A 13,826-nucleotide genomic window follows, 5' to 3' on the forward strand; every position below is an offset into this window, starting at 1 on the left:
GTCTGCCACCGCGAGTGGTCCCCTTCCGTGCATGTGAGCACACATCGTACGGCCCCGCGCATGTTTCTCCGACCAGGGTGGACGGACGGAACTAAAGCGCTTCAGTGAGCTTGCCCTAAAGCGCATTAGTTGCGAGCGCGAGACGCCTCCCACACTCGGTCTGACCTGCTCGTATGCATCGAGCAGGCAGAAACCTTCGGGGAATTCGTTGACTTTCCCCGCGACGGCTGGAATGGTCTCCTCCACGTGCGCACCCGGCCGGCCCAGCCCCGGGGCGTCATCCACGCGCAAGGTCCGAGCAAAGGAGCCGTCCACCGTGCGTTCCTCCTACAAGGCGGTAGCCACCGCCGTCGTCGCCGCCGCGACGTTCTCCCTCGCCGCCTGCGGGAGCGGCGGGGGAGATGCGTCCACCGACTCGTCAGGCAAGGTGACGGGCACGATCACCTTCCAGACCTGGAACCTGAAGGCCAACTTCGCGGGCTACTTCAACGGCGTCATCGCCGACTTCGAGAAGAAGTACCCGGGCACTCACGTCAAGTGGGTCGACCAGCCGGCCGACGGCTATGCGGAGAAGCTCAGTGCCGACGCGTCCGGCGGGACCCTCCCCGACGTCGTCAACGTCACCCCCGACCTTCTGGCGCCGCTCGCCAAGGCCGGGCTGGCCCTGGACCTCGACAAGGACGGGGCGGAGTACAAGTCCGAGTACCTGGCCGGCGCCTGGTCCGCCGACGTAGTCCCGGGCCTGGAGGGCACCTACGCCTTCCCGTGGTATCTCAACACCGGCCCGCTGTTCTACAACAAGGCGCTGTTCAAGGAGGCCGGGCTGGATCCGGAGAAGCCGCCGAAGACCTACGACGACCTGTTCGCCGACGCCCTTGCCATCTCCGAGAACAGCAAGGGCAAGGTGGCCACCCTGTCCAACGTGCCCACCATCGAGGACTTCGGCCGCTACGGGGCCCAGCTGGTCAACAAGGACGGCACCGCGTTCACCTTCAACGACGCCAAGGGCGTTGAACTGCTCACGCACTACAAGAAGCTGTACGACGCGCACGCACTGGACCCGCAGGCCCTGACCGCCACCCCCGAGTCGGCCGGCCACAAGTTCCTCACCGGCGCGGTCGCCATGAACCCCGGTAGCGCGCTGGACCTCAAGAACTTCAAGACACAGGCGCCGACGCTCTACAAGAACATCGGGATCACCGACCAGATCACCAACACCGGCAAGGTCAACGTCTACGTGCAGAGCATGATGGTGAACTCCAAGGCCAAGCAGAAGGCTGCCGCCATCGCCTTCGCCCACTTCGTCACCGACAACACACGGCAGATGGCCTTCGCCAAGCAGGTCGCGATCTTCCCGAGCACGGCCGGGGCCTTGAAGGACCCGTACTTCACGAAGGAGGACGGCACGGACGAGACCCGGGTGCGGATCGCGGCGGCCGGCTCCCTCGCCAACGCCGTGAACTACACCCCGGTGCAGTTCAGCGACCAGATGAAGACCGCCCTCGGCAACCAGGTTGCCAAGGCGCTGCAGGGCAAGGAGAGCCCCAAGGAAGCGCTTGACAACGCTGTCAAGGAAGCCAACCAGCTCCTCGCCCAGAGCTGACCGGGATACGCCATGACGTCCTCGACCGCCCCTGGCACGATCGCCGGCGGTCCGCGGGCAACGGCCGTCCGGAGCTCCGGCTCCGGCCGGCCGCGCTCCCGCGGGATCCGCCGCCACCGCTGGTGGAGCCCGTGGCTGTTCGCCGCGCCGGGCCTGATCGTGGTGTGCGCGTTCAGCCTCTGGCCGTTCTGCAGCACCCTGTACAACTCGCTGACCGACCGCCGGACGCTCGTCGGCGGCAGCTTCGTCGGGTTCGAGAACTACCGGGCCCTGCTCCACGACGACGCGTTCTGGATCGGGCTGCGCAACAGCTCCCTGTACGTGGCGGGCGTGGTCCCGGCGCTGGTGATCCTGCCACTGCTGCTGGCCCTGCTCGTACAGCGCCGCATCCCCGGTATCGCCTTCTTCCGCGCCGCCTTCTACACGCCCGTCGTCGCCTCGGTGGTCGTGGTCGGCCTGATCTGGGTGTGGCTGCTCGACGACCGCGGCCTGCTCAACTCCATCGTCACGGCGGTGGGCGGGAGCCCGGTCAACTTCCTGGGCGAGCAATGGACCCTGCTGCTGAGCGCCATGGCCCTGACGATCTGGAAGGGCCTGGGCTACTACATGATCATCTACTTGGCGGCGCTCGCCGACGTCCCGCGCGAGCTGCACGAGGCGGCCGCGGTCGACGGCGCGGGAGCCCTGCGCCGCTTCTTCACCGTCACCGTCCCGGCCGTCCGCTCCACGATGGTGCTGGTCGCGGCACTCTCCGCGGTCTCCGCCTTCAAGGTCTTCACCGAGGTGTACGTCCTCGCCGGGCCGAACGGCGGCCCCGCAGGCGAGGACACCACGCTGGTGATGCTCGTCCAGCGCACCGGCACCGGACTGACGGGGCGGGTCGGGTACTCCTCGGCCATCTCCGTCGTCATCTTCGTGGTGGTGGTCGCGCTGATGCTGCTGACCCTGCGCGCCGACCGGAAGGAGGACGCGTGACCAGCGCCACCGACACCCCCAACGCTCCCGCCACCACGCCGGCCGCCGGTCGCCGGCCGCGACGCGGAGTGCTGGACGCCGACGGCCGCCGCGTGCGGGTCCCCGAGCTCGTACTGCGCTACCTGCTGCTGCTCGCCGTCCTCGCCATCAGCGTGGGACCGTTCCTGTGGCAGCTGTCGACGTCGCTGAAGGGCCCGCACGAGGACATCTTCAGTACGCCCCCTTCGTTCCTGCCGCAGCAGCCCACCCTGCACAACTTCGGGCGCGTCTCCGAGACCATCCCGGTGTGGGACTACGCGCTCAACTCACTGACCGTGGCGGTGTCCAGCGTCGTCACCAACTGCGTCGGCGCGGCGCTCGCGGGTTACGCCCTGGCCCGGCTTCAGCACCGCGGACGGCGCGCGGTCCTCCTGGCGTTCGTCCTGGCGATGCTGGTGCCCGTGGAAGGCCTGATCATCGCCCAGTTCACCTTCGTACGCGACCTCGGCCTGAACAACACCTTGATCGGCGTACTGCTCCCCGGCTCCGTCGGCGCGCTGAACGTCCTGTTGATGCGCAACGCCTTCCGCAACCTGCCCAACGAGGTGGAGGAAGCCGCATACATGGACGGCGCCAACGTCTGGCAACGCTTCTGGAGCATCGCCCTGCCGTCCGCGCGGGGCACCCTGGCCGTCGTGGCGATCTTCGCCTTCATGGGAGCCTGGGACGACTTCCTGTGGCCCCTCGTCGTGCTGAGCGACCCCTCGAAGTACACCCTGACGGTCGGCCTGAACTACCTGCACGGCACCTTCGCCAACGACGAACGCCTGGTGGCCGCCGGGACCATCATCGCGGTGGCCCCCCTGATCGTGCTCTTCGGCGCCCTGCAGCGGTACTTCTTCCGCGGTGTCGGGGAGGGAGCCGTCAAGGGCTGACCATATGGCCCCGCACAGCCCACCGGCACCGCCCCACCCTACTGCTCCGCCCCCGGCGGAACAGGGCCCCACGAGAGTCAGGACACCCGATGCCCGCCCAAGGACCGCGCTTCGGCGCCAACTACACGCCCAGCCAGGGCTGGTTCCACCACTGGCTCGACTTCGACCTCGATGCGGTGCGCAGGGACCTCGACGCGATCGCGGACCTCGGCCTGGACCACGTCCGGGTCTTCCCGCTGTGGCCGGTCTTCCAGCCCAACCGCTCCCTGATCCGGCCCCGGGCCGTCGAGCAGCTCGTCGCGCTCGCCGAGGCCGCCGGCGAACGCGGCCTCGACGTCAACGTGGACGGACTGCAGGGGCACCTGTCCAGCTTCGACTTCCTGCCCTCCTGGACCCAGACCTGGCACCGGCGCAACATCTTCACCGACCCCGACGTCGTCGCCGGCCAGACCGCCTACCTGGGCACGCTGGCCGCCGCCCTGGACAGCCTGCCCAACTTCATCGGCATGACCATCGGCAACGAGATCAACCAATTCTCCGGGGCGCCCCATCCGGACCCCGACCCGATCACCCCGGCCCAGGCCGCCGCCTGGCTGCGGACCGTGCTCGCCGCATGCGAGGACGCCGCCCCCGGCAGGCAGCACCTGCACGCCGCCTACGACGCCGCCTGGTACCTGGACGGGCACCCCTTTACCCCCACGCACGCGGCGAACCTGGGGGCGATGACCGCCGTGCACTCGTGGGTCTTCAACGGTACGGCCCAGCGGCACGGCCGCACCGGAACGGCCACGGAACACCACGCTGCCTACCTCATCGAGCTGTCCAAGGCATGGGCCGGCGACCCGCACCGCCCGGTCTGGCTCCAGGAGGTCGGCGCGCCCGCACCCCTGATACCCGCCGAACACGCCGCGGACTTCACCGAGGCCACCGTCGCGAACGCCCTGGACTGCGAAGACGTATGGGGCATCACCTGGTGGTGCTCGCACGATGTCTCCCGCGACCTCGCCGACTTCCCCGAACTCGAGTACTCCCTCGGCCTGCTGACCAACGAGGGCAAGGTCAAGCCGGCCGGCGAGGCCATCCGGAGGATCGTGGGGGAGCGCCGTGCCGAACCGCGCCGGCCGGCGCCCCGGACCACCGCGCTCGCCGTCGACGTCGGCGACGACGATGCGGCCCCTGACCGCTCCGTGTGCGCGCCCGGAGGCGCGTTCTACGAGGCGTTCGTCCGACTCACGGCCGACGGTGTTCGCCCGGCCGCCGTGCTCGCCTCCCGCGCAGACGACGCCGCCCACCTTGCCGCACGCGGCATCACCGAAGTCGTCCGGCCCGACCAGGTGCACTGACCCGCGGCACTCCTAGCTGACGTCACTTCTTCCGCCCCACCCGCACAGGAGCCATCCCAATGCACGACGACCGCAAGCTGGTCGAAGCCCGCCTCAAGCGCGTCCTCGACGAACGCATCCGTCCCGCCATCTACCCGGACTCGACACCGCTCGAGGTCGCCGTGTGGACCGCCCCGGGAGAGCCGGTACCCGTTGCCGAGGGCCTGACCGCCCCCGCAGAGCCGATCGCCGTCGGCGATCGCTGGGGCGCCCCCTGGGGCACCAGCTGGTTCCGTGTCTCAGGCACCGTGCCAGAGGCGTGGGCCGGGCGGACCGTCGAGGCGGTCCTGGACCTCGGCTTCGACGAGAACATGCCCGGGTTCCAGTGCGAGGGCCTGGTCTACCGGCCCGACGGCACCCCGGTGAAGGGCCTCAACCCCCGCAACCAGTGGGTCCGGATCGCCTCCCCCGCCACCGGCGGTGAGCAGGTGCTGCTCCACATCGAGGCTGCCTCCAACCCGGTCCTGCTCGACTACCACCCCTTCCTGCCGACCCAGCTCGGCGACAAGGACACCGCGGGCAACGACCCCCAGTACACCCTGACCCGCATGGACCTGGCCGTTCTCGACGAGACCGTCTGGGAGCTGGTGCAGGACCTGGAGGTGCTCGGCGAGCTCATGGCCGAGCTCCCGGAGGACTCCGACCGCCGCCACGACATCCTGCGCGCGGTCAGCCGGGCCCTGGACGCCATCGACCTGCAGGACGTCAACAGCACCGCGGCCGCCGCCCGCGAGCGGCTGGCCGGCGTCCTCGCCGTACCCGCGCGGCCCACCGCGCACCGCATCAGCGCGGTCGGGCACGCGCACATCGACTCCGCCTGGCTGTGGCCGCTGCGCGAGACCGTGCGGAAGGTCGCCCGTACCACGTCCAACATGACGGCCCTGCTGGAGGACGAGGGCGACTTCGTCTACACCATGTCCCAGGCCCAGCAGTACGCGTGGATCAAGGAGCACCGCCCCGAGGTGTACGCGAAGGTCAAGAAGGCTGTCGCGGAGGGGCGTTTCATCCCGGCGGGTGGCATGTGGGTGGAGTCCGACACCAACATGCCCGGCTCCGAAGCGATGGCCCGCCAGTTCGTGCACGGCAAGCGCTTCTTCCTCGAGGAATTCGGCATCGAGAACGAGGAGGCGTGGCTGCCCGACACCTTCGGCTTCGCCGCCGGCCTGCCTCAGATCATCAAGGCCGCCGGGTCGAAGTGGCTGCTCACCCAGAAGATCTCCTGGAGCACCATCAACAAGTTCCCGCACCACACCTTCACCTGGGAAGGCATCGACGGCACGCGGATCTTCACGCACTTCCCGCCCGTCGACACCTACAACTGCTCGATGAAGGGCAGCGAGATCGCGCACGCCGCGCGGAACTTCAAGGAGAAGGGCAGGGCCCGGCACTCCCTCGCGCCGACGGGCTGGGGAGACGGGGGCGGCGGCACCACCCGCGAGATGATCGCCAAGGCCGCCCGGATGCGCGACCTCGACGGTTCGGCGACGGTCCACTGGGAGACCCCCCGCGAGTTCTTCACCAAGGCCGAGGCCGAGTACCCCGACCCGCCGGTGTGGGTGGGCGAGCTCTACCTCGAACTGCACCGTGCCACGCTGACCAGCCAGGCCCAGACCAAGCAGGGCAACCGGCGCAGCGAACACCTGCTGCGCGAGGCCGAACTGTGGGCGGCCACCGCCACCGTGCGGACCGGCTTCAGCTACCCCTACGAGCAGTTGGACCGGCTCTGGAAGACGGTGCTGCTGCACCAGTTCCACGACATCCTGCCCGGCTCGTCGATCGCCTGGGTGCACCGCGAGGCCCGCGCCACGTACGCCGCCGTCGCCGAGGAACTGCTCGGCATCATCGACGCCGCGCAGCGTGCCCTCGCGGGCACGGCCACGGGCGGCGAACTGGTCTTCAACGCCGCGCCGCACACACGTGCCGGCGTGCCCGCCGGCGCCGCCGCCCCCGTGACCCCGGCCGCGGCCACGGCACCGCTGCCCCGGGACGGCGGCGGATTCGTCCTCGACAACGGCCTGCTGCGGGTGGAGATCGACGGGCGCGGCCTGGTCGTCTCCGCGTTCGACCTCAGCGCACGCCGCGAGGCCGTGGCCCCCGGAACGGCGGCCAACCTGCTGCAGCTCCACCCCGACTTCCCCAACCAGTGGGATGCCTGGGACGTCGACGCGTTCTACCGGAACACCGTCACCGACCTGACCGACCTGGAGGAGCTGGTCCCGGCCGGCGACGGCACCGCGTCGGTACGAGTGGTGCGCCGCTTCGGCTCCTCCTCGGTCACCCAGCTGCTGTCCTTGGCTCCGGGCGCCAAGCGCCTCGACATCGACACGGAGGTGGACTGGCAGGAGACGGAGAAGTTCCTCAAGGCCGCCTTCCCTCTGGACGTGCACGCCGAGCGATACGCCTCCGAGACCCAGTTCGGACACGTCTTCCGGTCCACCCACACCAACACCAGCTGGGACGCGGCCAAATTCGAGGCGTGCAACCACCGCTTCGTCCACGTCGAGGAGCCGGGCTGGGGGGTCGCCCTGGTCAACGACTCCACCTACGGGCACGACGTGACGCGCACCGTGCGCAAGGAGGACGGCGGGACCACCACCACCGTGCGGGTCTCGCTGCTGCGCGCGCCGCGCTTCCCCGACCCGGAGACCGACCAGGGGGTGCACCGCTTCCGGCACGCCCTGGTGCCCGGGGCCTCGATCGGCGACGCGGTCGCCGAGGGCTACGGCATCAACCTCCCCGAGCGCCGCGTGCCGGGCACAGCAGCGGTCGAGCCTCTGGTCACCGTGGACAACGACGCGGTGGTCGTGAGCGCGGTCAAGCTCGCGGACGACGAGAGCGGCGATGTGATCGTCCGGGTGTACGAGTCCCGGGGCGGGAGGGCGACCGCACTGCTGCGGCCGGACTTCACGGCGGCCGACGTCACCGCGACCGATCTGCTGGAGCGGCCGTTGGCCGGGACGGCCGGTCCGGAGCTGGTCGACGGCGCCGTAGAACTCCTGCTGCGACCCTTCCAGATGGTGACTCTCAGGCTGACCCGTAGCAACTGATGAGGCACGAACGCGATGCCCGGAAGCCGTGTTCGGCTTCCGGGCAACGCCGACAGGGACTGTCAGTCTCGTGTCAACGCATTGTCGATAGGCCCTAGCTTATTGTGTTCAGGTGGGGGGGCTCGACGCTCGCAGCAACGTCGGCCCAGTGAAGGGCGGTGCTCCACCTTCACGTGCCGCTACGCACTCGACGGCCCGCTCGTCCATCTTTCGATCGTCGACGCTATGGGACACGACACCGCTGCCGGCCTGACCGCGAGCCTCGCCATGGGCGCCAACCGCAACGCCCGCCGCTGCAACGCGGGCCTGGTCGAGGTCGCCGAGGAGATCGAGAAGGTCCTGATCGAGCAGTTCGACGGGACGCGCTATGCCACCGGCGTCCTCGCCCGGCTCGACACCAGCACAGGCCTCTTCGAATGGATTAACCGCGGTCACCACCCGCCGATCCTCATCCGGGGCGGGCGCTGGGTCACCGCACTTGCCTGCTCGCCCGGCGCCCCCATGGGGCTCGGACTCGGCGTGGCGCCGAAGGTGTGCCGGGAGCAGTTGGAGCCGGGCGACCGCGTGGTGCTGTACACCGATGGCATCCCGGAGGCCCGTACCGCCACCGGGGGAGTTCGGGCTCTCCGGGTTCGTCGACTTCCTCGTCCGCCACCATGCGGACCGGCTGCCGCTCGGCGAGACCCTGTGCCGTCTCATGGGCAGGTTGTCCGACCGCCAGGTGGGAGAGTTCCAGGACGACGCGCTGCTCGAGCACGGCCTGAACAAGGGCCGTTGGGGTGGCTCGGCGGGGTGGGGCGCCGGGCCGGCGGGGGTCTGATTCCCGTGGATTTCGCTTGGGTCGAGGGTAGCAGCACGCGTTCGCCAGAACACTGAACGTGATGAATCGGTCGGCTGGCAGTGCCCGGGGTTAGGCGGCGCGGCATGGCCACTCCTACCGCTCCGAGGATCGCGAACAGCAGTTGCCGGAAGTGCTTCGAGCCCTGCGTCCGTTACGGCGGGTGGCGTCGGCCGAGGGCCCCGGCAGTAGGGCGGCCCCGCCGAGGTTTGGGAAGGACGCGCCGGCGGGGGCCGCGTGGGGCGCCCGCCCGGCACTCACCACGTAACCGGGCGGGCTGCTTGGGGGTCTACGGGCTACGCTCCGCGCGGGCGGGGATCATGAGGTTCCAGCCGTGCGGTTACCCGAGTATCACTATGACGCCGTTGCCGTAGCCGGGTCCGTAGCCATAGCCGTAGCCGGGTCCGTACCCGAATCCGGGTCCGTATCCATAGCCGCCGTATCCGTATCCGTATCCGCCGTAGCCGCAGCCGTAACCCCAGCAGCCGCCGTGGTCGACGACGGACTGGTGGGTGGCAGTGGCGGTGGCGGTCTGCTGTGGCGCGGCAGCGGCCGTGCCGACCCCGACGAGCGCCAGGATAGGTGCCGCGAGGGCGGCGGCTGCGACCCGGCGGGCGGTGATGCTGTTGATGCGCATGGTCGTTCCTAAGGGTGGCGGTCCTGCCGCGGCAGGCGGGTCAGCGTTTGACGGGACCGCTTCTGAGGCCCGCCTTGACCGCTTGTCTTGATCCCGCACGGCCAGGCGGGCGCATCGGCTGTCTTATGGGCTGCGCTCCGCGCGGGCGGGTATCAATAGGTTCCAGCCGACTCCGGAGCAGTTTTCCGGTACCGGCGGGAAGGTGTGGCCCTGCACGTTTGTGCTGGTGATGGTGAAGCGGTGGCCCTGCCCGCAGGTGCATTCGTAGATGCCGCTGGCGGGGACTTTCTCGCCGGGGCGGTGCATGCGGGTCGTCTCGTCCATGTGACCTCCTCGCCGGCCGGGGCCTGAGTGGAGCAGGCCCCGGCCTGCAAGGCGTGACCGCCGAGAGGGGGAGCCTCTCGGGGAACCGCCCGAACGGGGGGCGAAACGGGCGGCTCCGACTGGTCGCCTTACCTCGCAGACGTCTCCGAAACCCTCGGGGCGGGAAACTCCTCGTGCTCCGGGACCGGGATACCTCTCTGATCGCCCCCGCTTGACACAGAGAGGTGCCGTTCGTTGGACAGGCCCTTTCCAGGAAACCAAATATCCGGAATTCTAATGAGGCGCTGACCCTGCGAATTTGTCGGCGATCTGAGCAGGCGTTCAGGGACACGTGGCACCGACGAAATGCTGTCCACCCGTTCGGCAGCACGCCGCGCCTATGGGCCGGGGGACCCCTAGCATGCTGACTGTGCGACTCATTCTCCCGAAGATCGAGGGCGGCGGCCGGGTACAGAGCCTCCTGCAGCTCATCGAGGACGGCAAAAACGCTCCTGCCGGGACTTCCGGTCGGCCCGGGAATGCCGGGCGGCGGCCCCGACCCCTCGCTCGCCCCCGACGACGGCCGCACCGGCTGGCACTTCAGCTTCTTCAGCCTGCCGCACATCCCCGAACTGCTGCTGACCGGACGGGAACGGCCCTTCTGGACGTACTACGCCCGCCGCCAGATGTGGGACCCCGGCGCGCTGGCCGAGGAAGACGTCAACGAGATCGTGCACTCGGCCGAGCAGCCGGGCGGCACCAGGGCCATCCTGGAGATGTACCGCGCCCGGCAGACCGACGCCGAACAGAACCGCCCGCATTACGCCGACCCGCTGAGCTGCCCGGTCCTGGCCGTCGGAGCCGAGGAATACCTCGGGGACGCGGTAGCACAACAGATGGCGCAAGTGGCCGACGACGTCCACGGCGTCGTCATCCCCGCGGCCGGTCACAACGTCGCGCTGGAGAACCCGACCGCTCTGGCCCAGGCCTACCTCGACTTCTTCGCAGTCGGCTGAGGTCCGGCACCGTCCCGTGCGGCGACGTCCGGACAGAGCAGGCCGAAGGTGGCGTAACGAGAGGGCCGGGCGCGGCGCTGCAGGGACGTTCCCCGGCGTCACCGCGGCCTGCAGTGCCGCCGCACCCGGTGAGGCGGCCCGGCGTCACGGGGATTCGTGACTGGAGACCGTGCTCCGCGGAACGTTAGACATGAGGCGTCCACTCCGTCAGCCATCCCAACTTGCTTGCTCTGTGCTGGAGTTGGCCTGAGACATGGTCGCTTCGCAGGCTTGATCGGGTTCCAACTTGACTGCCTGTAAGGAAAGTTGGCGTGTGGCGCCGGTTCCCCGCGGACCGGCAGGCCCTGCCGGTCCTGGCCCATCTGCGGTGCGGGCACACCTACGCCCAGTTCGCGGCCGGGTTCGGTGTCGGGGTCGCCACCGTCTACCGCTACGTCACCGAGGCGGTGGAGGTCCTTGCCGCCGTGGCCCCCGACCTTGCCACGGCCGCCCGCACCGCCGCACGCAAGGCGTACTGCCGATCGTGCAGGAACTGACGGCGGTACGACCTGACCGGACTGCTGTATGCCGAGCAACTGCGCTGGTACAAGCAGCGCTGCTCCACGCCCCCGGCGCGCAGGTGCTCCGCCACACCGTCCCAGCACCATCCGCCTTGCCACCCACCGTGCACCAACACGAAATCCATAGGAACTCCTATATAGGGAATGAAGCTCGAAAGGCGGCCGACTTGGCCGATGAGAAGTGCGGAGCCCCGTGGCTCCTGGGGGCTTGCCGTCCAGGAGCCGGTTGGTGTTGCTCACCCGAGTGGCGTGTCGCGGTCGCGCCCCGGCGGCGGCCGGGAAGGGCGACCTGGACGGCGTTTCGGGGCAGGTGTTGAGGACAGCCCCGGTGGGGTCAGTTGTGGAGGAAGTCCAGGGCCTGCTGCACGAACACCTCGTGGTACTGGAAGATGCCGCCGTGGCCGGAGTCGGGGTAGACGGCGAGCTTGGCGTCGGAGAGCAACTGGGCGAGGCGGAGGGTGCCGGCCGCCGTGGGCCACATCGTGTCGTTGTCGCCGTTGACGACGAGTGCGGGGTGCTTCACGGCTGCAAGGCCGGCCGGTGAGGTGTTCTGCTCCCACGTGGTGAGTGCGGTGAGCTGGGCGCCGATGGCCTCGTTGGAGATCGGGGTGTCGCGGTCGTCGGGGGTGCGCTGGTCCAGGCGGGCGAGGAAGGCGTCCGCGGCTGCCTGGCCGGCCGGCGATGGCTCGAAGAACAGGAATTGCTTGGGGTGCTTGCCCTGCTCGGTGGCCTTCTGGATGGCTGCCTGGAGGGTGGCGCCGGTGGCAGCCGGGCCTTGGGCGCCGGCGGGCGCGGTGGCGGCCAGGATGATCCGGCGGACGCGGTCGGGGTACTGCTGGGCGACGACCTGGGCGACAATGCCGCCCAGAGAGTAGCCGAGCAGGTCGACCGCCTCCAGGCCGAGGGCGTCCAGGAAGGCGACGGTGTCGTCGGCCATCGCCTCGAAGGTGTCGGGGGTGGTCCCGCCGGAGCGGCCGATCCCGCGCAGGTCGACCAGGATGACGCGCCGCTCGGCTGCCAGGCCGTCGACGACGGCGGGGTCCCAGTCGTCCAGCACCGCGGTCACGTGGTGCAGGAGGACCAGCGGAACGCCCTCGTGCGTGCCCACCTCGCGGTAGGCGAACGGGGTCCCTGCGACGTCAACGGTCTTGGTCGGAGCAGAAGTTGCGGTTACTGCGGACATGGTGGGGTCCTTCCCTCGTCATCGGTGCCGGCGAGGCTGCATCGACGCCGGCGGTTCCGGTGCTCACGCTCGTTGTGGCGGAGCGGACGTGTAATCCAGGTGCGGGACCGACCGGTCGAGCCGGGCCTGCAAGGGTGGTGCGGGTGTCAGCCGCGGGTCATGGCGTAGATGTGCAACACCGGGACGCCCCGTGCCACGACTGCGGCCACGTTCGGCAGGTCGACCCGGAAGGGGTCTTGCCCGCTTGAAGGGCGACGCCTACGTCATCGAGGTTGCCGATGTGGGCGTTCTTCTGGTTGTTCAGCATGTTCTGGTAGGCGGAGCTGATGGCTGTGTCGCCGTTGCCGCCGTACCAGTCGGTGCCGGTCAGGGTGAACTGCTCGGTGGTTCCGTCGGAGTAGCGGATGGTGGCTGTACCGCCGGGGCTGCCGTTGGCGAATGTCAGAAGGAAGCCGAGGGCCGATCCGGTGGTTCCGTTGACTGCCACGGTCTGCCCGGCGGACAGGACGTTGTCGGGCTGGCCGACGCTGCCCTGGATGGTGTCCGTGTCCTTCAGGACGCCCGCGGTGGAGGGCCAGGTGAAGGCGAGTCCCCTGGGGGTCACCTGCGATCCTGGGGTCACCCCTGCGGCGGCGAGCGCCTGTACAGACAGGCTCCGGCACCCTCCGCCGACGTTGCCCGCAGGCGGTGTTGGTGTCCGGGGTGACGCTCGTGTTGTTGACCTGTGTGGTCAGGTCCTGGGCACCTGTACCGCGTGCCATGGGCGCAGCCCGTTGGTGACGGCGGTCACTGTGGTGTCGCGGCTGTCCAAGTGCACGCCCAGTCGGGCGTTGTACACCGGCACGCCGTGGATCGACTGGTCGTCCCAGACATGGTGCGCGCCGGTCGAGTCGGGCAGTTGGAGCAGCGCCGAGACCAACCCCGCTATGCCGGCGACGAGCGCGGCACCTGCTAGGTGCCAGCATCTTCACAGAATTTCATGTCGCAAATTACATCCCTAATGATGGCTCCGATGAATTCGGAGCACGCCGAGTAGGACAGCGGCCCTGATGGGTCTGACCTGCCATAAGGTGCGGCCCCCACCTATCAATGGCGGCGGCCTGAGACATGCGAAGTTAGTGCGGAGCAATCGGGATTCTACTCACGCACATGAGAGCCGCAGGTGTGTCGTCGATCACAGAGTCGCAGCGGGAGTCAAAGCTTTCATTCAGTGAAAGTTTTTTGCTGCCGCCTGGTCCGGAGGTAGCATAGGGGCGCCGGCATTCCATTTGCGAGCAGAAGGCTTCCGCGCCTGTGCCCCGGTGCGCATTTTGGTTGTCAACGTCAGGGGAGTGGGGTCCCATGGTCTCGTTGAAGCTCGTGCACCAC

At 69.2% G+C, this 13,826-nt stretch carries 12 protein-coding genes and 2 pseudogenes; 9 read left to right on the top strand and 5 right to left on the bottom strand.

Features of this window, described 5'->3' with window-relative positions:
- The first annotated feature begins 316 nt into the window (after positions 1-316).
- The 7 genes and pseudogenes from ACFYYN_RS36000 to ACFYYN_RS36030 all read left to right on the top strand — a co-directional run bounded on the left by ACFYYN_RS36000 (position 317) and on the right by ACFYYN_RS36030 (position 8,741).
- Positions 317-1,603: an ABC transporter substrate-binding protein gene (locus ACFYYN_RS36000; RefSeq protein WP_500549074.1), complete on the top strand. Its 1,287-nt coding sequence runs from the start codon at positions 317-319 to the stop codon at positions 1,601-1,603.
- Between the two features lie 12 nt (positions 1,604-1,615).
- Positions 1,616-2,578: a carbohydrate ABC transporter permease gene (locus ACFYYN_RS36005; protein WP_500549075.1), complete on the top strand. Its 963-nt coding sequence runs from the start codon at positions 1,616-1,618 to the stop codon at positions 2,576-2,578.
- Positions 2,575-3,492, top strand: a complete 918-nt coding sequence (locus ACFYYN_RS36010; protein ID WP_500331079.1) for a carbohydrate ABC transporter permease — start codon at positions 2,575-2,577, stop codon at positions 3,490-3,492. Before ACFYYN_RS36005 ends, ACFYYN_RS36010 begins: the two co-directional genes overlap by 4 nt.
- 89 nt (positions 3,493-3,581) lie before the next feature.
- Entirely contained in the window at positions 3,582-4,835 is a 1,254-nt protein-coding gene (locus tag ACFYYN_RS36015; RefSeq protein ID WP_500549076.1) for a glycoside hydrolase 5 family protein, read from the top strand.
- Between the two features lie 59 nt (positions 4,836-4,894).
- Positions 4,895-7,921, top strand: a complete 3,027-nt coding sequence (locus tag ACFYYN_RS36020; protein WP_500549077.1) for an alpha-mannosidase — start codon at positions 4,895-4,897, stop codon at positions 7,919-7,921.
- A gap of 225 nt (positions 7,922-8,146) precedes the next feature.
- A pseudogene (locus ACFYYN_RS36025) lies at positions 8,147-8,488 on the top strand (PP2C family protein-serine/threonine phosphatase); the annotation flags it as partial.
- A 13-nt stretch (positions 8,489-8,501) separates the two neighbouring features.
- Positions 8,502-8,741 carry a hypothetical protein gene (locus ACFYYN_RS36030; RefSeq protein ID WP_500549144.1) on the top strand — a complete coding sequence of 80 codons (240 nt, stop codon included), beginning with the start codon at positions 8,502-8,504 and terminating at the stop codon, positions 8,739-8,741.
- 358 nt (positions 8,742-9,099) lie between these two features.
- Here ACFYYN_RS36030 and ACFYYN_RS36035 read toward each other — a convergent pair whose 3' ends face one another.
- Both ACFYYN_RS36035 and ACFYYN_RS36040 read right to left on the bottom strand, forming a co-directional pair.
- The gene (locus tag ACFYYN_RS36035) at positions 9,100-9,396 is read right to left on the bottom strand and encodes a hypothetical protein (protein ID WP_500549078.1); all 297 of its coding nucleotides are present in this window, start codon (positions 9,394-9,396) and stop codon (positions 9,100-9,102) included.
- A 123-nt stretch (positions 9,397-9,519) separates the two neighbouring features.
- Entirely contained in the window at positions 9,520-9,720 is a 201-nt protein-coding gene (locus tag ACFYYN_RS36040) for a hypothetical protein (protein WP_500549079.1), read from the bottom strand.
- A gap of 518 nt (positions 9,721-10,238) precedes the next feature.
- Here ACFYYN_RS36040 and ACFYYN_RS36045 point away from each other — a divergent pair.
- Together ACFYYN_RS36045 and ACFYYN_RS36050 are read left to right on the top strand one after the other, a co-directional pair.
- Positions 10,239-10,715: an alpha/beta fold hydrolase gene (locus ACFYYN_RS36045; protein ID WP_500549080.1), complete on the top strand. Its 477-nt coding sequence runs from the start codon at positions 10,239-10,241 to the stop codon at positions 10,713-10,715.
- A 314-nt stretch (positions 10,716-11,029) separates the two neighbouring features.
- Positions 11,030-11,230: pseudogene (locus tag ACFYYN_RS36050) on the top strand (helix-turn-helix domain-containing protein); the annotation flags it as partial.
- 379 nt (positions 11,231-11,609) lie between these two features.
- Here the strand turns inward: ACFYYN_RS36050 and ACFYYN_RS36055 are convergent.
- The 3 genes from ACFYYN_RS36055 to ACFYYN_RS36065 form a co-directional block, all read right to left on the bottom strand.
- Positions 11,610-12,458, bottom strand: a complete 849-nt coding sequence (locus ACFYYN_RS36055) for an alpha/beta fold hydrolase (protein WP_500549081.1) — start codon at positions 12,456-12,458, stop codon at positions 11,610-11,612.
- A 157-nt stretch (positions 12,459-12,615) separates the two neighbouring features.
- Positions 12,616-13,062 (bottom strand): hypothetical protein, encoded by a 447-nt coding sequence (locus tag ACFYYN_RS36060; RefSeq protein WP_500549082.1) that lies wholly within the window; start codon positions 13,060-13,062, stop codon positions 12,616-12,618.
- A 126-nt stretch (positions 13,063-13,188) separates the two neighbouring features.
- Entirely contained in the window at positions 13,189-13,377 is a 189-nt protein-coding gene (locus ACFYYN_RS36065; protein ID WP_500549083.1) for a hypothetical protein, read from the bottom strand.
- Positions 13,378-13,826: the final 449 nt, after the last annotated feature.

It is taken from the genome of Streptomyces sp. NPDC001902, from assembly GCF_042891295.1.
Classification (GTDB): Bacteria; Actinomycetota; Actinomycetes; order Streptomycetales; family Streptomycetaceae; genus Actinacidiphila.

What these genes read in the sequence shown, in the direction of transcription:
- ACFYYN_RS36005 (WP_500549075.1), top strand. Translation starts at nt 1,616, where the DNA reads ATGACGTCCTCGACCGCCCCTGGCACGATCGCCGGCGGTCCGCGGGCA.
- ACFYYN_RS36015 (WP_500549076.1), top strand. Translation starts at nt 3,582, where the DNA reads ATGCCCGCCCAAGGACCGCGCTTCGGCGCCAACTACACGCCCAGCCAG.
- ACFYYN_RS36020 (WP_500549077.1), top strand. Translation starts at nt 4,895, where the DNA reads ATGCACGACGACCGCAAGCTGGTCGAAGCCCGCCTCAAGCGCGTCCTC.
- ACFYYN_RS36030 (WP_500549144.1), top strand. Translation starts at nt 8,502, where the DNA reads ATGGCATCCCGGAGGCCCGTACCGCCACCGGGGGAGTTCGGGCTCTCC.
- ACFYYN_RS36035 (WP_500549078.1), bottom strand. Translation starts at nt 9,396, where the DNA reads ATGCGCATCAACAGCATCACCGCCCGCCGGGTCGCAGCCGCCGCCCTC.
- ACFYYN_RS36040 (WP_500549079.1), bottom strand. Translation starts at nt 9,720, where the DNA reads ATGGACGAGACGACCCGCATGCACCGCCCCGGCGAGAAAGTCCCCGCC.
- ACFYYN_RS36045 (WP_500549080.1), top strand. Translation starts at nt 10,239, where the DNA reads ATGCCGGGCGGCGGCCCCGACCCCTCGCTCGCCCCCGACGACGGCCGC.
- ACFYYN_RS36055 (WP_500549081.1), bottom strand. Translation starts at nt 12,458, where the DNA reads ATGTCCGCAGTAACCGCAACTTCTGCTCCGACCAAGACCGTTGACGTC.